An 18,360-nucleotide genomic window follows, 5' to 3' on the forward strand; every position below is an offset into this window, starting at 1 on the left:
CGGGGGTGAGCTTCACGGCGGGTCCTTCCGCCGGGCGGTCGGGGGTCGGCCCGGGGAACGGATGATGGCAAGGGCCCGGCGGGTGCGGCGGGGCGGCTCGGGGTGGGGTGCCCGGCCGCCACCCGGTCGGGTGACGGACCGTCAGCCGCCCTCGGCCGTCCGGCCGAGCCCCTGCGGTGGGTCAGACCCGGGCCGGGGCGGGGTCGGGCGCGGCGGCGGCCCGGACGGGGCGGGCGGCCGGGATGGCGGTGGCCACCGCGGCGGCTGCCAGGGCGACACCCGAACCGATCAGCAGGGCGATCCGGAAGCCGTGCTCGGACGGCAGGGCACGGCCGTGGAAGTCGGTGGTCAGCTGGGCCAGCACCACGCCCGTGACGGCGGCGGAGACGGAGCTGCCGATGGAGCGCATCAGGGTGTTGAAGCTGTTCGCCGAGGCGGTCTCCTGGGGCGGGACGGCGCCCATGATGAGCGCGGGCATCGCGCCGTACGCGAGGCCGACGCCGGTGTTGCAGACCAGGGAGGCCAGCAGCAGGCCCCAGGTGGAGCCGAGCAGCAGCTGCGCCGAGCCGTAGCCGAGGGCGATCACCAGGCTGCCGACGGCCAGCGTGACCTTGGGGCCCTTGGCCGCGGAGAGCTTGGCGCCGAGCGGGGCCAGCACCATCATGGCCAGCCCGGCCGGGGCCATCCACAGGCCCATCGCCATCATCGACTGGCCCAGCCCGTAGCCGGTGGCCTCGGGCAGCTGGAGCAGTTGGGGCACCACCAGGGACTGGGCGTACATGGCGAAGCCGACCAGGACGGAGGCCGCGTTGGTGATCAACACCTGGGGGCGGGCGGTCACCCGCAGGTCGACCAGCGGGTCGGCGGTGCGCAGCTCCCAGACGCCCCAGAGCAGCAGCAGGGCGAGTGCCGCACCGAGGAGGCCGAGGGTGGTGGCGCTGCCCCAGCCCCAGTCCGAGCCCTTGGAGACGGCGAGCAGCAGCGAGACCAGGCCGGCGCCGAGGCCGAGCGCGCCGGGGAGGTCGAAGCGTCCGGCGGGGGAGCTGACGGAGCGTCCGGCCGGGACGGTGCGGGCCACCAGCACGGCCACCAGCACGCTGAGTCCGGCGGCCACCCAGAACAGCACCCGCCAGCTGGCGTGCTCGGCGACGGCGGCCGAGAACGGCAGGCCGAGCGCGCCGCCGACGCCCATCGAGGCGCTCATCACGGCGATCGCCGAGCCGAGCCGCTCGGGCGGCAGCAGGTCCCGCAGCAGGCTGATGCCGAGCGGGACGATGCCCATGCCGACGCCCTGGAGGCCGCGCCCGACGATCATCGGGAGCACCGAGGAGGAGAGCGCGCAGACCACCGAACCGGCGATCAGCGGCACGGTGGAGACCAACAGCATCCGGCGCTTGCCGTACATGTCGCCGAGCCGTCCGGCGACGGGGGTGGCGACGGCGGCCGAGAGCAGGGTGGCGGTGATCACCCAGGAGGCGTTCGAGGCGCTGGTGGAGAGCAGCGCGGGCAGGTCGCCGATCAGCGGGACCACCAGGGTCTGCATGCCGGCGAGGGCGAGCACGCCGGTGACGGCTCGGGGGTGGGTGTTCGCGGGCGGGCTGTCCGGCACGGGGTCTCCTCGGGGCGGTGGCAGGTGCCTGTGCACCGTACATCTGATGTGTATGATGCACAACGCATGTACGGTGCACAGTGCCGTGGTATACCTGCTGGTGGGAGAGGTGCCGCAGGGAAGGAAGCGCGCGATGGAGAGGCCCACCCAGCAGGTCGAGTTCGAGACCATGCTGCTCGGCCGGCACAGCCACCTGAGCCCGCGCGGCAAGCGCGAGGGCGGGCTGGACCGCAGCGCCTACATCCTGCTCAGCCGCCTGGGGGTGGAAGGCCCGATGACGATCGGTCAGCTCAGCGAGGCCTTCGGGCTCGACGTCTCGACCCTCAACCGGCAGACGGCGGCGATGACCCGGGCCGGGCTGGTCGAGCGGATCCCCGACGAGGGCGGCGGCATCGCCCGCAAGTTCCGCGTCACGGCCGAGGGCGGGCGGGCGCTGGAGCGGGAGCGGGCGGAGATCGTCGCCGGGCTGGAGACGGTGCTCGACGACTGGAGCGAGGAGGACGTGGCCGCCTTCGCGGGCTACCTCCAGCGGTTCAACGGCTCGATCGAGCGGATCTCGGGGCGGCCCTGGCCCCGGCCGTGAAACGCCGAGGGGGCCGGACACCGTGGTGGTGTCCGGCCCCCCGCTGGTGGTTCGTCAGAACTGCAGGGACCAGGCGTTGACGTAGCCGGTGTCGTTCGCCGCGTTGTCGGTGACCCGGAGCTTCCAGGTGCCGTTGGCCACCTCGGAGGAGGCGTTGACGGTGTAGGTGGCCTGGACGTTGTCCGCGCTGTCGTTGGCGTTGTAGTCCTTCAGCAGGTAGGCGCTGCCGTCCGGGGCGATCAGCTGGACGCGCAGGTCACCGCGGAAGGTGTGCCGGATGTCCACCGCGACCGAGAGCGCGGACGGGGCGTTGCCGGTGACGCCGGTGACGGAGACCGGGGACTCCACGGTGGTGTTGTCGCCGATCGCGTAGTCGGCGGTGTTCTCGAACTTCTTGCCGGTGGGCGGGGTGGTGGTGCCGCCGCCGACCTTGAGCAGGCGGTTCGGCGAGCCGCTGCCCGCGTTGGTCACCTTGCCGGTGGTGGCGTCGGCGACCAGCTGGTCACGGACCTGCTGCGGCGTCCAGGACGGGTTGGCCGAGAGCAGCAGGGCCGCGGCGCCCGCGGTGTGGGGGGGAGGCCATCGAGGTGCCGTTCATGCTGGTGCTCGCGGTGTCGCCGCTGTTGGAGGCGGAGACGATGGCCGAGCCCGGCGCGAAGAGGTCCAGGCAGGTGCCGTAGTTGGAGTACGAGGCCCGGGCGTCCGAGGAGTCGGTGGCGCCGACGGTGATCGCCGCGCCGAGGGAGGCGGGCGAGGAGGTGCAGGCGTCCTTGGAGCTGTTCCCGGCGGCGACGGCGTAGGTGACGCCCGAGGCGATCGACTTGGCCACCGCGTCGTTCAGGGTCTGGTCGGTGTCGCCGCCGATGCTCATGTTCGCGACGGCGGGCTTGGCGGCGTTGGCGGTCACCCAGTCCACGCCCTTGATGACGGTCGACCAGGGCGCCGAGCCGTTGCAGTCCAGCACCCGGACGGAGACCAGCTTCACGCCCTTGGCCACGCCGTAGGCCGAGCCGCCGACGGTGCCCGCGACGTGGGTGCCGTGGCCCTGGCAGTCCGAGGCGTTGGAGTCGTTGTCCACGAAGTCGTAGCCGCTGACGGCCCGTCCGCCGAAGTCCTGGTGGGTCAGCCGGACACCGGTGTCGATCACGTACGCGGTCACGTTGGAGGCGGTGTTGGGGTAGGTGTAGGACTTGTCGAGCGGGAGGGCCGTCTGGTCGATCCGGTCCAGGCCCCAGGACGGCGGGTTGGACTGGGTGCCGGTGACGTGCGCCAGCCCGTCGGCCTCGACGCGGCGCACGCCCGGCTCGGCGGCCAGCCGGCGGGCCGCCTCGGGCGAGAGGCGCACCGCGAAGCCGTTCAGCGCGGCGGTGTAGACCTGGCTGAGGCTGCCGCCGTGACGTCCCGCCAACTGCTGGGCCTTGGAGGCGACTTCGGTGCTGCGGACGCCGTCGGCGAAGGTGACGATGTACGAGCCCTCGATCACGCCGGCGCGGTCGGTGCCGACCACGGTGCCCTCGGCGGGGCCGGCGGCGACGGCCGGAGCGGCGGCCAGGGCGGGGAGGCCGAGGGTGGCGAGCAGCAGGGCAGCGGCCGTGGCCGTGCTTCGGAGCTTCATGTGGGGGTCTCCTGGAGCGGGGTGTGAGGGGGACGGTGGGCGGCGGCGCCCGCACCGGGTACGTCGGGCGCCGCCCCCATCGGGCCGTGGCCGCACCGGATGTGTGGGGAGGGTGCGGGCCGCTCGGCCGTTGGGCAAGAGCATCGGTCCGCGCCGGGCACGGCAGCCAGGGGCGGGCGCACCCAGAGAAGGGCTCCCCGGCACCCAGAAAACCGGGGGCGGTGCGAGTGGCGGGTGAGGCTGTGTGGGTGGCCGGCCTTACTGTCGAAGTCCGTTGTGGAGGAGGGCTTCTGATGCGCAAGGTGACCTACTCGATGGGCGTCTCGCTGGACGGTTACGTCATCGGGCCGGACGGCACGTTCGACTGGGGGGACCCGGACGAGGAGGTGTTCCGCTTCTGCATCGAGGAGGTGCGGGGCGTGGACGTGCACCTGATGGGGCGTCGGCTCTACGAGACGATGCTCTACTGGGAGGACCCGGCGAACGTGACCGACCCGGCGGAGCGGGACTGGGTGGACGTGTGGTGCCCGCTGCCCAAGGTGGTCTTCTCCCGCACCCTGACCGAGGTCCGCGGCACCGCCACCCGGCTCGCGGGCGGCGGCCTCGCCGAGGAGATCGCCCGCCTGCGCGCCGAGCCCGGCGACGGGGACATCGCCATCGGCGGAGCGACGCTCGCGGCCGAGGCCGCCGCCCTGGACCTGATCGACGAGTACCGCGCCCGGGTCATCCCGGTCCTGGTCGGCGGCGGCGTCCCGTTCTTCCCGCAGGCGGAGCGGCACGTCGACCTGGACCTGGTGGAGACCCGGACCTTCGCGTCGAAGGTGGTCTACATGGCCTACCGCGTCGTGCGCTGACGTCGGTGGTGGCGCTTAGGGTTCCCCGGGAGAAGGAGAGGTAGGAGGGCGCGTGGGAGCCAAGACCGGTCTGCTGGTGTACGCGGACGGAGAGGTGCCGGGCCTGCTGAAGGGCGTGGGCGAGGCCGATCCTGAGCGGACGGCTGCCCTGGTGCGGCGGCTGTACCCGGGCTGGGAGATCGAGGAGGCCGGGGGGCGACGCTGTGGGAGGGGGTCTACCCGCCCAACGGCTCCGCGTACGCGGCCAGCTGGCCCGGAGTGGAGCTGGTCGGCGACCAGCGGGTGATGCTGGACCGGCCCTCGCAGCTGCCGGCCGAGCTGGTGGCGGCCTCCGCCGGGCGGCGGCTGGTGCTGCACGCGATGCACAGCGTGGTGGACTGGCTGGCCTTCGCGGTGTGGGAGGACGGCCGGCTGGTCCGTTCGCTGGGCCTCTCCCCGGACGGCGGGATCATCGAGGACATCGGCGAGCGGCTCTCGTTCGAACACCCCTTCTGGGCGGGGGAGCACCCGGTCGAGCGCCTGAGGATCGCGGATGCGCCGGAGCGGGCCTACCCCCTGACGTTCCATCCGCTGGAGCTCGGGGAGGAGGCGCTCCGGGCGCTCTGCGGCTTCGTCATGGAGGGCCGCCCCGAGCCAGGCGACCTCGACCCCGACGACATCCACCTGCACGGCTTCCGCCGACAGGACCCGCAGGCCCCGGACCGCGCCGCCCTGGAGGCCGCGATCCGGGCCCGGGTGGCGGCGATGCCCCCGCCGAAGACCTACGTCATGGGCCCGGACGGGACCTTGGTGGAGCGGCCGCTGCCGTGACCAAGGCGGCGTCCCGGCCCCTGGTCGACAGCACGGCGGCGGCTGAGGCGCCCGCCTCGGTCAGCCGCGCGGCCAGCGCGTGGGCGTCCTCCTCGAGGAGGCACTCGAGGAGCAGGACCGGTGGCGGAGCCGTCACGGCCTGCTTCGCGCGCCACAGGCCGAGGCCCGTCATCAGCTGGTACGCCTTCGCGACCGCCAGCGGGGCGGGGCCGACGTCCAGCAGGACGAGGTCGTGCGGGACGTCGTCGCAGACGAGCGTGGCGTAGACGGTCTCGTCGGTCATGCCCGCCACGGTAGGCGCGACCGCTGCGGGCAGCCCAACGGTTTTCCGCAGCGGGCGCCCGGCCGTGACGACTGCGCGGGCCGGCCGCCCGACCCCCGGCGGCCCTCCCGGGTGGGAGGGCCGGGGCAGGGTCAGGGGGTGACGGGTCGGTCCCAGTCGATGGTGTGACGGAGGGTCGGGCCGAAGGTGCGTTCGGGGTTCATGGCGACTCTCATGAGGAGGCGCATCAGGATCGGCATGGCGGCGGCTGTCAGGCGGCCGGGGGCCTTGACGTGGTTGACCCGCATGGCTTGGGCGGCGATCTTCTCGACCCGGGGGCGGCGGGTGGCGGTGTAGGCGGGCAGGGCCCGGTCGAGGGGGAGGTCCCGGAGGGCGCGGGCCAGTTCGACCGCGCTCTCGATCGCCAGCGAGGCGCCCTGGCCGGAGCTGTTGGACGGGGCGTGGACGGCGTCACCGACCAGGACCATCCGGCCGCGGTGCCAGTGCGGGACGGGCGGCATGATCCAGACCGATCCGTTGGCGTGCAGCCGGCCCGGTTCGAGTGCGTCGAGGAAGGCGCCGCCGGGGACGTCCTGTCCGTAGGTGTCGCGCAGGATCCGCAGCCACTGCTCGGCCGGGACCTCGCGGGCCTCGCTCAGGCGCATCGGGGCGGCGTGCGGCAGGTTGAAGCCGACGCGGGTGCGGCCGTCGGCCTCGCGCCAGTAGAGGTAGTAGGCGTGCCGGCCGAAGGTGAAGTGGGTGAGGCCGGCCGGCCCGGGCGCGGGGTGCTCGACCGAGGCCTCGAAGCCGAGCACGCCGGTGAAGCGGGGGCCGGGTGCGGCCGGGTCGATCAGCGTGCGCACCGTGGAGTGGACGCCGTCGGCGCCGATCAGCAGGTCCGCCCGGGCGCTGCTGCCGTCCGCGAAGTGCGCGGTGACTCCGGCACCGTCCTGCTCGGCGGCGGCCAGGCGCTTGCCGTGCTCGACGCGGATGCCCTGTGCGCCGGCGGCCGTGGACAGGATGCGGTGCAGGTCGTTCCGGTGGACCTGGAGCGGCGGGGCGACGCCGTCCAGCTGCGGGATGTCGATCTTCTTGTGCCCGAAGGCCATCGCGGTGCCGACGATCGGCAGGCCGACCGCCCTCACCTCCTCGGCGAGGCCGAGGAGTTCGAGTGCGGCCTGGCCGTTGGGGGCCAGGGCCAGGGTGCCGCCGACGCCCTCGGTGGGGGTCGGGTAGGCCTCGTACACGGTCGCGTCGATGCCGGCCTTGTGCAGCGCCATCGCCGTCACCGGGCCGGCGATGCCGCCGCCGATGACCAGCGCGCTCCGTACCTTGCTCATGTCTGCCTTCTCTCCAAGCGGACGGCGCCCTCGGCGGTCGTGCGCGCCGGGGCGTGGTGTACCGCCCTGGTGGAGAGTCCGGCTAGTGTTGCCGTTGCCGTCTCGCGGCCGGTCTCTCCCACCCAGGTGGGCGGTCTCGGGATACGACGGGCCCGGCGCGGTGCTGCAACACCGCGCCGGGCCCACTTGCTCATCCGGTCTCCCAGCCCCTCCAGTCGGCCAGGCCGGGGAACGAACCGGACGTCAACTCCTGGAGCAGTGCGCGGACCCACGCCTGCTCGGCCTCGCGCATGGCGATCTCGTACTCGTCCTCGACCAGGAACAGCCGCGGCACGAAGGCGGAGTGCTCGGCCAGGGCCGCGCGCAGCGCCTCGGTGCCCCGCTCCAGCGCCGTCAGGCGCTCCTGCAGCAGGTCCACCGCCTGGTCGGGACCCAGCACCGCAAAGACCGACAGGCCGGCCTTGAAGCGCCGGGGCTCCGGCTCCGGGGCGGAGATCAACTCCCGTACCCAGTCGACGAGTTCATCGCGGCCGGCGCCGGTGATCCGGTAGACCGTCCGCTCGGGCAGGGCACCCTCCCGGCCGGACTCCGCGGCCTCGATGAAGCCGTGCCGGGCGAGGTTGTTCACCACGGTGTAGAGGGAGCCGATCTTGATGTCCATGTCGGCCTCCTTCTCCCGCGAGCGCAGCACCGTGGCCACCTCGTAGGGGTGCATCGGCCGCTCCAGCAGCGTCGAGAGCACCGCCAGCCCCAGGAGGTTGGAAACCTTGCGCCGCTTCACCACAGCTCCATAGTCGTCTACGAGTACTCGTCTACGACTATAGGGCGCGGAAGGGCCCGCGTCACCCCTCGGCGGTGAGCGCAGGGGCCAGCGCGGCGCGGGAGGGGACCGAGAGCTTGCGCATGGCGTTGGCGACGTGGTGCTCGACGGTGCGGTGGGAGAGGACGAGGCGTTCGGCGATCTCGGCGTTGCGCAGGCCGGTGGCGGCGAGTTCGGCGATCTCGCGCTCACGGGGGGAGAGGGTGTCGCCGTAGGGTCGGCGGCCGCCCCGGGTCGGCGGGGTGATGCCGTGGTCGCGCAGCAGGGTGCGGATGAGGGTGGTGTCCCAGGTGGCGCCGAGGGCGGTGAAGCGGTCGAGGGCGGCGAGCAGGTCGGGGGCGGCGTCCTGACCGGTGGTCAGCGAGCGGCGGCCGCGGGCGAGGCGGGCGCGGGCCTGCTCGTAGGGGCGGTCGGCGGCGGCCCAGGCGTGCTCGGCCTCGGTCCAGAGGTCGGTGCCGGGGTCGGTGCCGGGCTCGGGCTCGGTGCCGTGTTCGGTGCCGTGCTCGGGGGAGGTGGGGAGCAGTGCGCGGCAGGTGGCGAGGGCGGCCAGGGCGCCGGGGGCGTCGCGGTCGGCGAGTCCGGCGGTGAACTCGGCGGTCAGGGCGCGGGCGGCCGGGAGGTCGCCGAGCGCGGCGAGGGACTGGACGGCGGCGGGGACGAGCTCCGAGGCCCAGACCCAGGCCTCGATCCGGCGCAGCGCGTCGAGGGCGGGGCGGGTGTGCGCCCAGGCGCGGGAGGGTCGGCCGGCGGCCAGTTCGAGGCGGGCCAGGGCTCCGGCGGCGGCGGCGGTGACCATGCCGGTGTCCTGACGGACGGTGTGCTGGGCCTGGGTCAGGTACTGCCGGGCGGTGCCGGTGCGGCCGGCGGCCAAGGCGTGCAGGCCGCGCAGCAGGGTGGCCTCGGCGGCCAGGTCGGGGAGGTCGGCGTAGTCCGCGGCCGCGGCGGCGGCCCGGGCGTCGAGGTCTTCCCAGCGGCCGCCGGTCCAGTCGAGGAGGAGCCGGGCGGTGTGGGCGAGACCGCGGTAGTAGGGGCTGTCGGCGCCCTCGGCGAGCAGCTCGTCGACCCGGGCCAGGAAGCGGGCGGCGGCGTGCGGATGGCCGAGCACCACGCAGGCGTGCGCCAGGTTGGCGTTGGCCCGGGTGAGGTGGAGGCGGGCGGCGGGGGAGGCCGCTTCGGCGGGCAGCTCCTGGACGGCGGTCCAGGCCGCCGGATCGGCGATGAACATCAGGGTGCTGACCCGGTTGGCCTGGACCGCGATCCGGGTGTCGGCGTCGCCGATGGCGGTGGCCAACTCCTGCGAGCGGTCGAGCCATTGGAGGTGGCGGCGGAACGGCCAGCCGCTCACCGAGGGGATCGCCAGCGCCGACATCGCCCGGGCGGCCAGCTCGGGCCGCCCGGTCAGGTCGGGGATCGCCTCGGCGATCTCCTCCCGCCCGGCGGCCCCGGCCCCGGCCTGGTTGCGCAGCAGCATGCCGGTGTTGAGCCGCAGTTCGCCCCGGAGGGCGGTGGGTGCGGGCTGCTCGGCCAGCACCTCGTGCAGGAACGGGACCGTCCCCGGGCCCGGGCGCCCGGTGAGGGCGGCCCGGCTGAGCTTGAGGGCCAGCCGGGCCCGCCGCCCGCCGGTGGCGGCGCGGGCCGCCGCGTCGAGCAGTTCGACGGCCTCCGCTCCGCGCCCGGCCCTGGCGGCCTCGTCGGCCGCGGCTTCGGCGTACTGGGGCCACAGCGGGGAGGCGGCCAGCCGGTGGTGGCGGGCGAGTTCGGCCAGCGGGGCGCGGTCGGGGCCGGTGCGGAGCCGGCGGGCGGCGCGCAGGTGGAGCCGGCGGCGGTGCTCCGGGGCGGTGAGTTCGGCGGCGGCGGCCCGGGCCAGTGGGTGGGAGGGGGCGACGGTGCCGTCGGGGTGGTCGGCCAGCAGTCCGGCCTCGGTGGCGAGCGGCAGGGCGGCAGCGGACTCGGCGGGGGTGAGCCCGGCGACGGCGGCCAGCGTGGCGGCGGTGACGGGGGAGTCGAGGACGGCCGCCGCCCGTACCAACTGCTGGGCGGTAGCTGTCAGTTCGGAGAAGCGGCCGAGCAGTTCGCGGCGGGCGGCCGGGGGGAGCGAGTCGGGCAGTGCGGCCGGCGGGCCGGCCAGCAGGGCGGTGGCCAGGCCGGGGAGGCCGGCGGTCCGGCGCAGCACCTCGGCGAGCGGGGCGCCGGAGTGGCCGGGCAGCAGGGCGAGTTGGGCGGGGGTGAGCGGTTCGACGGGCAGTTCGGTGACCGGGCAGCGGGCCTCGGCGAGGATGCCGGCCAGGGTCAGTTCGGCGGCGGGGGAGCGGCGGCTGGTCAGTACCAGACGGGTGGTGGCGGGCGGGCGGGCCGCCAGGTGGCGCAGGAGACGGACCGTCAGGGGGTCTGCGGCGTGCAGGTCCTCGATCACCAGGACGGGTCGGAGCTCGGCCAGCAGGGCGGTCAACCCCCGGAACACCAGGTGGAGTTCGGCGGAGGGCGGGGGAGGGGGCAGCTGTCCGGAGAGCTCCGGCAGCAGGCCGTGCAGCGCCCCGGTCACCGGCGGCAGGGCGGCGCCGAGCAGCAGCTCGGCGGCGGGGGCGAGCGCGTCCACCACCGCCCCGAGCGGGAAGCCCCGGCCGCCCCCGCCGCACCGGCCGGTCAGCACCGGCCGGCCGCCGGGCAGCGGCCGCCGGGCCAGCTCGCCCACCACCGCGCTCCGCCCGGCCCCGGCCGGTCCGGTCAGCACCACGATCCCGGGTGGCTCGGCCAGCGCGGCGGTCAGCTCGGCGAACAGCTCCTCCCGTCCGACGAGTGGCGTGGGGGTCTCGACGGACTTGCCTGGGCGCACGGCATCCTCCCTGGTCCGGACCGCACCGGCACGGGCGCCCACCCTAGTGCGGCGCCGTCTCCCCCAGGCTGCTCGGAGGAAAGTTCCGTGGCCCGCCGGAGTTTTCTGGGTGGCCGCGGCGCGGGGGTGGTGGGGCGGGGCGGCGGTCAGTCCTCGGGGATGTGGGCGAGCATGCGCTCCATGCCGTTGACCCAGTTGGCGCGCAGGGCGGTGGTGGCGGCGGGGAGGTCGCCGTCGAGGAGGCGGCGGGCGATCTCGCAGTGCTCCTCGGACTGGCGGGCGACGGGCTGGTCCTCGGGGATGACGAGGTTCTCGTAGCGGCGCATGCCGGCCTTGACCCGGGAGAGCAGGTCGAGCAGGCGGCCGTTGGGGCAGCCGCCGAGGAGCAGGCCGTGCCACTCGTCGTCGAGGCGGTCGACCACGGCGTGTTCGGCCATCGCGTCGGGGAAGCCCTGGGCGAGCTCCAGCAGGCGCGGGGCGGTCGCGGCGAGGTAGTCGGGGGCGGAGGACTCCAGTGCCAGGGACTCCAACGCGGCGACGATGGCGACCAGTTCGCGGAACTCGCGGCGGCTGACCGGGGCGAAGCGGAAGCCGCGGCCCTGGTTGCTCTCCAGTACGCCCTCGCCGGCGAGGGTGATCAGGGCCTCCCGCAGCGGGGTCCGGCTCACCCCCAACTCGGCTGCCAGGACGGCCTCGTTGACGTCGGTGCCGGCGGCGAACTCACCACGGGTCAGCCGCTCCATCAGTTCGTCGCGGATCTGCTCGCGCAGCGGACGGCGTTCGATCGCCATCGTGCCTCCTGTCGGTCGGATCTCAGCATAGCCCTTGACCGAATGCAGAGTACTGAACTAAGTATTCTGAATACAAAATTCGGATGGCCGGAGGGGGAGTCGGATCCATGGGCCTGACGCGTGTCCCGGGGCTGCTCTACGGGGGCGACTACAACCCCGAGCAGTGGCCGGAGGAGGTCTGGGAGGAGGACGTCCGGCTGATGGCTGAGGCGGGGGTGAACGTGGCCACCGTCGCCGTCTTCTCCTGGTCGCGCCTCGAACCGGCGCCCGGCGTCTACGAGTTCGGCTGGCTGGACCGGGTGCTCGACCTGCTGCACGAGCACGGCGTCGCGGCCGACCTGGCCACCGCGACCGCCACCCCGCCGCCCTGGCTGGTCCGGCTCCACCCCGAGGTGCGGCCGCAGGACGCGGCCGGCACCCGCTTGGAGTTCGGGTCCCGGCAGGGGTACTGCCCCTCCTCGCCGGTCTTCCGGGCGGCCGCCGTCCGGCTGGCCAGGGCCGTGGCGGAGCGGTACGCGGACCACCCCGCGCTGGTGATGTGGCACGTCGGGAACGAGTACGCCGACCACACCACCGAGTGCTTCTGCGAGGAGTCCGCCCGTGACTTCCGGAGCTGGCTGCGCGCCCGGTACACCACCCTGGACGGGCTCAACGCAGCCTGGGGGACGTCCTGTTGGGGACAGCACTACACCGACTGGGGTCAGCTGGAGCCGCCTCGCAAGGCACCGGGCCCGGTCAACCCGGCCCAGCTGCTGGACTGGCGGCGGTTCTCCAGCGACGCGCTGCTGGCCTGCTTCGAGGCCGAGCGCGCGGTGCTCAAGGAGGTCACCCCGGACGTCCCGGTGACCACCAACTTCATGAGCGTGCTGCGCGACCTGGACTACTGGAAGTGGGCGGCGGCCGAGGACCTGGTCACCGACGACGCCTACCCGGACCCGGCCGACCCGAGGGCGCACGTCAAGGTCGCGCTCAGCTACGACCTGATGCGCTCGCTCAAGCGGCAGCCCTGGCTGCTGCTGGAGTCGGCGCCCGGCGCGGTGAGTTGGCGCGAGGTAAACGTGCCGAAGGCGCCGGGCGTGATGCGACTGCACAGCCTGCAGGCGCTGGCGCACGGCTCGGACGGGGTGATGTTCTTCCAGTGGCGCCAGGCCAGGTACGGCCCGGAGAAGTTCCACTCGGCGATGCTGCCGCACGGCGGCACCGGTACCCGGCAGTGGCGGGAGACGGTGGCGCTCGGCGCGGACGTGCGGAGGCTCGCCGGGGTGGCCGGCACGGAGACCCGGGCCGAGGTCGCGCTGGTGCTGGACTGGGACAGCTGGTGGGGCCTGGAGGCCCCGGAGTCGCTGCCGTCGAACCGGCTGAAGCTGCATCAGCTCCTGCTGGCCTGGTACGCGCCGCTGCACGCCCGGGGCATCGCGGTGGACCTCACCCCGCCGGGGCGGGACCTGAACGGCTACCGGGTGGTCATCGCGCCCAACCTCTACCTCTGCACGGAGGAGCAGGCCGCCAACCTGGCGTCGTTCCGGGGCCAGTTGGTGGTCGGCCCGTTCAGCGGCGTGGTGGACGCGGACGACCAGGTGCACCCGGGCGGGGCGCCCGGACCGCTGCGGGAGCTGCTCGGAGTGCGGGTGGAGGAGTTCTGGCCGCTGCCGGACGGTGAGGTCCAGCGGGTCGAGACCGCCGACGGCCGAGGGCTCACCGCCTCGACCTGGACCGAGTGGCTGGAGACCGAGGGCGCCGAGGTGCTCGCCCGCTACCGGGGCGGCCCGCTGGACGGCCGCCCGGCTGTCACCCGGAACGGCACCGCCACCTACCTGAGCTGCCTGCCGGAGGACCCGGCGCCCTTCCTCGACGCGGTGCTGGCCGCCGCCGGGGTCACCGGCACCGAGCTGCCCGAGGGCGTCGAACTCTGCCGCCGCGACGGCCACCTGTTCCTGCTCAACCACGGGGCCGAGCCGGCCACCGTGAGCCTGCCCACCGACGGCGTCGACCTGCTGACCGGGCGTCAGCTGAGCGGCACCGTCGTCATCGCGGCGCACGACGCCGTGGTGCTCAAGCACTCTTGAGGAGCGAGATGAGCCACCCCATGAGCCACCCCTACATACCCAACGCCGGGCCCGAGGCCCGGGCGGCGATGCTCGCCGAGATCGGCGCCGCGGACGTGGCCGAGTTCTACGGCGACATCCCCGCCGAGCTGCGGCTGGCCCGCCCGCTGGATCTGCCCGAGCCCTTCGCCGACGAGCAGGGCCTGGTGCGGCACGTCCGCGGCCTGCTGGCCCGCAACGCCGACACCACCGAGCTGCTGAGCTTCCTCGGCCACGGCTGCTACCCGCACCACGTCCCCGCGGTCTGCGACGAGGTGAACGGCCGCGGCGAGTTCCTCACCGCCTACGCGGGCGAGCCCTACGAGGACCACGGCCGCTTCCAGGCCCTCTTCGAGTACGTCTCGCTGATGGCCGAGCTGCTGGAGATGGACGTGGTCAACGTCCCCACCTACGACGGTTACCAGGCCGCCGGGACGGCGCTGCGGATGGCCGCGCGCTACACCGGGCGGAGCCGGGTGCTGGTCAGCGGTGCGGTGGCCGCCGACAAGCTGGCCAAGATCCGCGACTACCTGGCGCCCGACCTTGACGTGGTGCTCGCCCCGGTCGCCGACTCCGGCGAGCTCGGGGAGCTCACCCTCGACGAGAGCTTCGCGGCGCTCTACCTGGAGACCCCGAACGTCTACGGCGTGGTGGAGACCAAGGGCCGCCAACTCGCCGAGCAGGCCCACGCGGTGGGTGCGCTGTTGGTGGTCGGCACGGACCCGGTCTCGCTCGGTGTGCTGGCCCCGCCCGCGAGCTACGGGGCCGACCTGGTCTGCGGGGACATCCAGTCGCTGGGCATGCACCAGCAGTACGGCGGCGGCCAGGCCGGCTTCATCGCCAGCCGGGACGAGCAGCGGCTGGTGGCCGAGTACCCGTCCCGCCTGTTCGGCATCGCGCCGACGGCGGTGGAGGGCGAGTACGGCTTCGGCGACGTCTTCTACGACCGCACCTCCTTCGCGCTGCGCGAGGAGGGCAAGGAGTGGGTCGGCACCGCCGCCGCGCTGTGGGGCATCACCGCCGGGGTCTACCTGGCGCTGATGGGCCCGCAGGGGATGCGCGAGCTGGGTGAGACGGTGCTGGCCCGCACCCGGTACGCGATGACCGCGCTGGCCGGTGCCGGGGCGGTGGTGCGCCACCAGGAGGCCATCCACTTCCGGGAGTTCGCGATCGAGGTGCCGGACGCCGACGCGCTGCTGGCCGCCCTGCTGGAGCGGGGCGTCCTCGGCGGTGTCCGGCTCGGGCCGCGCGAGCTGCTGGTCTGCGTCACCGAGCGGCACGCCATCGCCGACATCGACATCCTCGCGGCGGCCGTCAAGGACGCCCTGGCCACCTCCGGAGGTACCCGGTGAGCTCGCACGGAGAGTCCTTCGCCTCCCTCCCGGTGGCGCCCAAGCCCGCACTGCGCCGCTTCCACCAGGCGCGCTGGGACGAGGAGATCGTCTTCGAGCTGTCCCGGCCCGGTCGGCGCGGCATCGGCGTCCCGGCCCCCGGTGCGCCGCTGGTCGAACTCCCGGACGGCGTACGGCGAGAGACCCCGCCCGCACTGCCGGAGCTCTCGCAGAACCAGGTGGTCCGGCACTGGTTCCGGCTCTCCCAGGAGACCCTGGGCGCCGACTTCAACATCGACGTGGGCCAGGGCACCTGCACCATGAAGTACAGCCCGAAGGTGAACGACACCTTCGTGCGGGACCCGAAGGTGGCCGAACTGCACCCGCTCCAGCCGGAGTCCACGGTGCAGGGCGTGCTGGAGGTGTACTGGCGGCTGGAGCAGATCCTCAAGGAGGTCTCGGGCATGGCCCGGGTCTCGCTGCAGCCCGGGGCCGGATCGGCGGCGATCTACGCCAACATCGCGATGATCCGCGCCTACCACGCCTCCCGGGGCGAGGCGGGGCAGCGGGACCAGGTGATCACCACCATGTTCTCGCACCCCTCGAACGCGGCCTGCGCCAAGGTGGCCGGGTACGAGGTGATCACCCTGATGCCGGACGCCGACGGCTACCCGGACGTCGAGTCGCTGCGCGCCGCCGTCGGCCCGCGCACCGCCGCGCTGCTGATCACCAACCCCGAGGACACCGGGATCTTCAACCCGAAGATCCGCGAGTTCGTCGAACTCGTCCACGCGGCAGGGGGGTTGGCCTGCTACGACCAGGCCAACGCCAACGGCATCCTGGGCATCACCCGGGCCCGGGAGGCCGGCTTCGACCTCTGCCACTTCAACCTGCACAAGACCTTCTCCACCCCGCACGCCTGCGGCGGCCCGGCGGCCGGTGCCTGCGGGGCGTCCGAGGCCCTGGTGCCCTTCCTGCCGGGCCCGGTCGTCGACCGGGTCGGCGAGGAGTACCGGCTCACCACCCCGGAGAGCAGCGTCGGCAAGATCCGGCCCTTCCTCGGCGTGACGCCCAACGTGGTGCGGGCCTACGCCTGGGTGATGGCGCTGGGTGCCGAGGGCCTGCGCGAGGTGGCCGAGACCGCGGTGCTCAACAACAACTACCTGCTGCACAAGGTGAAGCAGATCCCCGGCGCCTCCGTCCCGTGGCCCGAGCGGCGCCGGGTCGAGCAGGTCCGCTACTCCTGGCAGGAGCTGGCGGAGGAGACCGGCGTGCACTCCGAGGAGATCGGCATCCGGGCCGCCGACTTCGGGCTGCACTACTGGACCAGCCACCACCCCTACGTGGTGCCCGAGCCGTTCACCCTGGAGCCCACCGAGTCGTACTCCCGGGAGGACCTGGACGAGTACGCCGCCGTGCTCGCCCACGTGGCCGAAGAGGCGCGCACCGACCCGGAGTTCGTCAAGGGAGCGCCCTACCGGCAGACCGTGCACCGGATCGACGGCAGCTGCCTGGACGACCCGGAGCAGTGGGCCCCGACCTGGCGCGCCTACCTGCGGAAGCACCGGCGGTGATCGTCGGCCTGGTGGTCAACCCGGTGGCCGGGCTCGGCGGCGCGGTCGCGCTCAAGGGCAGCGACGGCGCCGGGGTGCAGGCCAGGGCGCTGGCGCTGGGGGCGGTGCCCCGGGCCGGGGAGAGGGCGGCGGCCGCGCTGCGGGCGCTGCACGCGAGGCGGCCGGGCGTGCTGGTCCGCACGGCGGCCGGCGCGATGGGGGAGGAGAGTGCCCGGGCTGCCGGGATTCCGCACGAAGTGGCGTTCGAGGTGGGCGAGTTGACCGGCGCGGCGGACACCCGGGCGGCGGTGGCCGCCCTGGCCGGGGTGGACCTGCTGCTCTTCGCGGGCGGGGACGGCACCGCCCGGGACGTGCTGGACGCCGGGCCCGTCGGGGCGGTGCTCGGCGTCCCGGCCGGAGTGAAGGTGTACTCCGGCTGCTTCGCCGTCAGCCCGTTCGCCGCCGGGGTGACGGCGGCCGGGTACGACGGGCGGACGCTGGAGGCCGAGGTGGTCGACCTGGACGAGGAGGCCCACCGGGCCGGCCGGCTCGGGGCCCGGCTGTACGGGACGCTCCGGGTGCCCGCCGCCCGGGCCAAGCTAAGCGGGCGCAAGACCGGCTCCTCCGCCGCGCCGCCCGGCTCGGTGGAGTCGGTGGCCCGCGCGGTGGTGGCGGGAATGGCTCCGGGGGTCTCGTACGCCCTCGGGCCGGGCGCCACCACACTGGAGGTGGGGCGTCAACTGGGTCTGGAGCTCACGCCCCTGGGCGTGGACCTGGTCCGGGACGGGGAGCTGCTCGCCCGTGACGTCACCGAGCAGACCTTGCTCACCCATGCCATGTCACAGGTCACGTACGCGGTGCTCTCCGTCATCGGGGGGCAGGGCTTCGTGATCGGGCGGGGCAACCAGCAGTTCAGCCCGCGGGTGCTGGAGCGGCTGGCCGGGATCACCGTGCTCGCCACCCAGCAGAAGCTCGCCGCGCTCGGCGGCCGCCCGCTGCTCGTCGACAGCGGGGACCCGCTGGCCGACGCCGCGCTCAGCGGCCCGGCCCGGGTGGTCACCGGACACCGCGAATCCGTGGTGTACCGCATCCAGTCAGCAAGTGAGGATCTATGAACACCCTGCAGAACAAGGTCGCGATCGTCACCGGCGGGGCCTCCGGGATCGGGCGGGCCACCGCCAAGCTGTTCGCCGCCGAGGGCGCGGCCGTGGTGATCGCCGACCTGGCGGACGCCACCGCGGTGGTCCGCGAGATCGAGGCGGCCGGCGGCCGGGCCACCGCGGTGCGGGCCGACGTCTCCTCGGAGACCGACTGCCGACGGGTCGTCACCATCGCGGTGGAGACCTACGGCGGGCTGCACGTGCTCTTCAACAACGCCGGGATCACCCGCCGCCAGACCGCGCTGGAGATCGGCGTGGACGACTGGGACCTGGTGATGGCGGTCAACGTCCGCTCGGTCTACCTGATGTGCCGCTTCGCCATCCCGGCCATGACCGAGGGCGGCTCCATCGTCAACACCGGCTCCGGCTGGGGCATGAAGGGCGGCGCCCAGGCGCTGGTCTACTGCGCCTCCAAGGCCGCCGTGGTCAACATGACGCGCGCTCTGGCGATTGACCACGCGGCGGCCGGCATCCGGGTCAACTCGGTCAACCCCGGCGACACCGAGACCCCGATGCTGCGCGAGGAGGCCCGCCAACTCCAGGAGGAGTGGGCGGTGTTCGAGAAGGACGCGCACGACCGGCCGATGGGACGGGCCGGGACGCCCGAGGAGATCGCCAACGCGGTGCTCTTCCTGGCCAGTGACGCCAGCAGCTACATGACCGGCTCCGCCCTCCTGGTGGACGGCGGCGGCCTCGCCTGAACCTCGCTCCACCC

The 18,360-nt window shown here is 74.1% G+C and carries 13 protein-coding genes and 2 pseudogenes; 8 read left to right on the forward strand and 7 right to left on the reverse strand.

Annotated elements, in window-relative coordinates:
- Nucleotides 1-181: 181 nt before the first annotated feature.
- Nucleotides 182-1,609, reverse strand: a complete 1,428-nt coding sequence (locus ABD946_RS23350; RefSeq protein WP_345286645.1) for an MFS transporter — start codon at nucleotides 1,607-1,609, stop codon at nucleotides 182-184.
- Between the two features lie 133 nt (nucleotides 1,610-1,742).
- Here ABD946_RS23350 and ABD946_RS23355 point away from each other — a divergent pair, with 133 nt between their 5' ends.
- Nucleotides 1,743-2,192, forward strand: coding sequence for a MarR family winged helix-turn-helix transcriptional regulator (locus tag ABD946_RS23355; protein ID WP_345286647.1), 450 nt, complete (start codon nucleotides 1,743-1,745; stop codon nucleotides 2,190-2,192).
- A 54-nt stretch (nucleotides 2,193-2,246) separates the two neighbouring features.
- Here the strand turns inward: ABD946_RS23355 and ABD946_RS23360 are convergent.
- A pseudogene (locus tag ABD946_RS23360) lies at nucleotides 2,247-3,807 on the reverse strand (S8 family peptidase).
- 293 nt (nucleotides 3,808-4,100) lie between these two features.
- On the opposite strand from ABD946_RS23360, the gene ABD946_RS23365 reads away from it, so the two are divergent.
- Together ABD946_RS23365 and ABD946_RS23370 are read left to right on the forward strand one after the other, a co-directional pair.
- Nucleotides 4,101-4,661, forward strand: coding sequence for a dihydrofolate reductase family protein (locus ABD946_RS23365; protein WP_345286649.1), 561 nt, complete (start codon nucleotides 4,101-4,103; stop codon nucleotides 4,659-4,661).
- A gap of 115 nt (nucleotides 4,662-4,776) precedes the next feature.
- A pseudogene (locus tag ABD946_RS23370) lies at nucleotides 4,777-5,471 on the forward strand (DUF6928 family protein).
- Here ABD946_RS23370 and ABD946_RS23375 read toward each other — a convergent pair.
- From ABD946_RS23375 to ABD946_RS23395, 5 genes are all read right to left on the reverse strand, one after another.
- Nucleotides 5,428-5,754 carry a ribosomal protein L7/L12 gene (locus tag ABD946_RS23375; protein ID WP_345286653.1) on the reverse strand — a complete coding sequence of 109 codons (327 nt, stop codon included), beginning with the start codon at nucleotides 5,752-5,754 and terminating at the stop codon, nucleotides 5,428-5,430. The pseudogene ABD946_RS23370 and the gene ABD946_RS23375 sit on opposite strands and share 44 nt — an antisense overlap.
- Before the next feature lie 131 nt (nucleotides 5,755-5,885).
- Nucleotides 5,886-7,073 (reverse strand): FAD-dependent monooxygenase, encoded by a 1,188-nt coding sequence (locus ABD946_RS23380; RefSeq protein WP_345286655.1) that lies wholly within the window; start codon nucleotides 7,071-7,073, stop codon nucleotides 5,886-5,888.
- A 190-nt stretch (nucleotides 7,074-7,263) separates the two neighbouring features.
- Nucleotides 7,264-7,854: a PadR family transcriptional regulator gene (locus tag ABD946_RS23385; protein ID WP_345286657.1), complete on the reverse strand. Its 591-nt coding sequence runs from the start codon at nucleotides 7,852-7,854 to the stop codon at nucleotides 7,264-7,266.
- Between the two features lie 61 nt (nucleotides 7,855-7,915).
- Nucleotides 7,916-10,726: a helix-turn-helix transcriptional regulator gene (locus ABD946_RS23390; protein WP_345286659.1), complete on the reverse strand. Its 2,811-nt coding sequence runs from the start codon at nucleotides 10,724-10,726 to the stop codon at nucleotides 7,916-7,918.
- Between the two features lie 146 nt (nucleotides 10,727-10,872).
- A complete protein-coding gene (locus tag ABD946_RS23395; RefSeq protein ID WP_345286661.1) occupies nucleotides 10,873-11,517 on the reverse strand; it encodes a GntR family transcriptional regulator in 645 nt (214 codons plus the stop codon).
- Nucleotides 11,518-11,624: 107 nt separating this feature from the next.
- On the opposite strand from ABD946_RS23395, the gene ABD946_RS23400 reads away from it, so the two are divergent.
- Genes ABD946_RS23400 through ABD946_RS23420 form a run of 5 tightly spaced genes read left to right on the forward strand, consistent with a single transcriptional unit; the run spans nucleotide 11,625 to nucleotide 18,346 of the window.
- On the forward strand, nucleotides 11,625-13,583 hold the full coding sequence (locus ABD946_RS23400) for a beta-galactosidase (protein ID WP_345286663.1): 1,959 nt from the start codon (nucleotides 11,625-11,627) through the stop codon (nucleotides 13,581-13,583).
- 8 nt (nucleotides 13,584-13,591) lie between these two features.
- Nucleotides 13,592-14,953, forward strand: coding sequence for an aminomethyl-transferring glycine dehydrogenase subunit GcvPA (gene gcvPA / locus ABD946_RS23405; protein WP_345286665.1), 1,362 nt, complete (start codon nucleotides 13,592-13,594; stop codon nucleotides 14,951-14,953).
- Nucleotides 14,950-16,506, forward strand: coding sequence for an aminomethyl-transferring glycine dehydrogenase subunit GcvPB (gcvPB, locus tag ABD946_RS23410; RefSeq protein WP_345286667.1), 1,557 nt, complete (start codon nucleotides 14,950-14,952; stop codon nucleotides 16,504-16,506). Before gcvPA ends, gcvPB begins: the two co-directional genes overlap by 4 nt.
- Nucleotides 16,503-17,600, forward strand: a complete 1,098-nt coding sequence (locus tag ABD946_RS23415; protein ID WP_345286669.1) for an ATP-NAD kinase family protein — start codon at nucleotides 16,503-16,505, stop codon at nucleotides 17,598-17,600. The genes gcvPB and ABD946_RS23415 overlap by 4 nt, the downstream gene beginning before the upstream one ends.
- Nucleotides 17,597-18,346 carry an SDR family NAD(P)-dependent oxidoreductase gene (locus tag ABD946_RS23420; protein WP_345286671.1) on the forward strand — a complete coding sequence of 250 codons (750 nt, stop codon included), beginning with the start codon at nucleotides 17,597-17,599 and terminating at the stop codon, nucleotides 18,344-18,346. Before ABD946_RS23415 ends, ABD946_RS23420 begins: the two co-directional genes overlap by 4 nt.
- Nucleotides 18,347-18,360 lie beyond the last annotated feature (14 nt).

Origin of the sequence: Kitasatospora albolonga (assembly GCF_039535905.1) — a bacterium.
Lineage (GTDB): Bacteria > Actinomycetota > Actinomycetes > Streptomycetales > Streptomycetaceae > Kitasatospora > Kitasatospora albolonga.

Coding starts and splice junctions, on each gene's coding strand:
- ABD946_RS23420 (WP_345286671.1), top strand. CDS start 17,597: ATGAACACCCTGCAGAACAAGGTCGCGATCGTCACCGGCGGGGCCTCC.
- gcvPA (WP_345286665.1), top strand. CDS start 13,592: ATGAGCCACCCCATGAGCCACCCCTACATACCCAACGCCGGGCCCGAG.
- ABD946_RS23375 (WP_345286653.1), bottom strand. CDS start 5,754: ATGACCGACGAGACCGTCTACGCCACGCTCGTCTGCGACGACGTCCCG.
- ABD946_RS23380 (WP_345286655.1), bottom strand. CDS start 7,073: ATGAGCAAGGTACGGAGCGCGCTGGTCATCGGCGGCGGCATCGCCGGC.
- ABD946_RS23365 (WP_345286649.1), top strand. CDS start 4,101: ATGCGCAAGGTGACCTACTCGATGGGCGTCTCGCTGGACGGTTACGTC.
- ABD946_RS23395 (WP_345286661.1), bottom strand. CDS start 11,517: ATGGCGATCGAACGCCGTCCGCTGCGCGAGCAGATCCGCGACGAACTG.
- ABD946_RS23355 (WP_345286647.1), top strand. CDS start 1,743: ATGGAGAGGCCCACCCAGCAGGTCGAGTTCGAGACCATGCTGCTCGGC.
- ABD946_RS23400 (WP_345286663.1), top strand. CDS start 11,625: ATGGGCCTGACGCGTGTCCCGGGGCTGCTCTACGGGGGCGACTACAAC.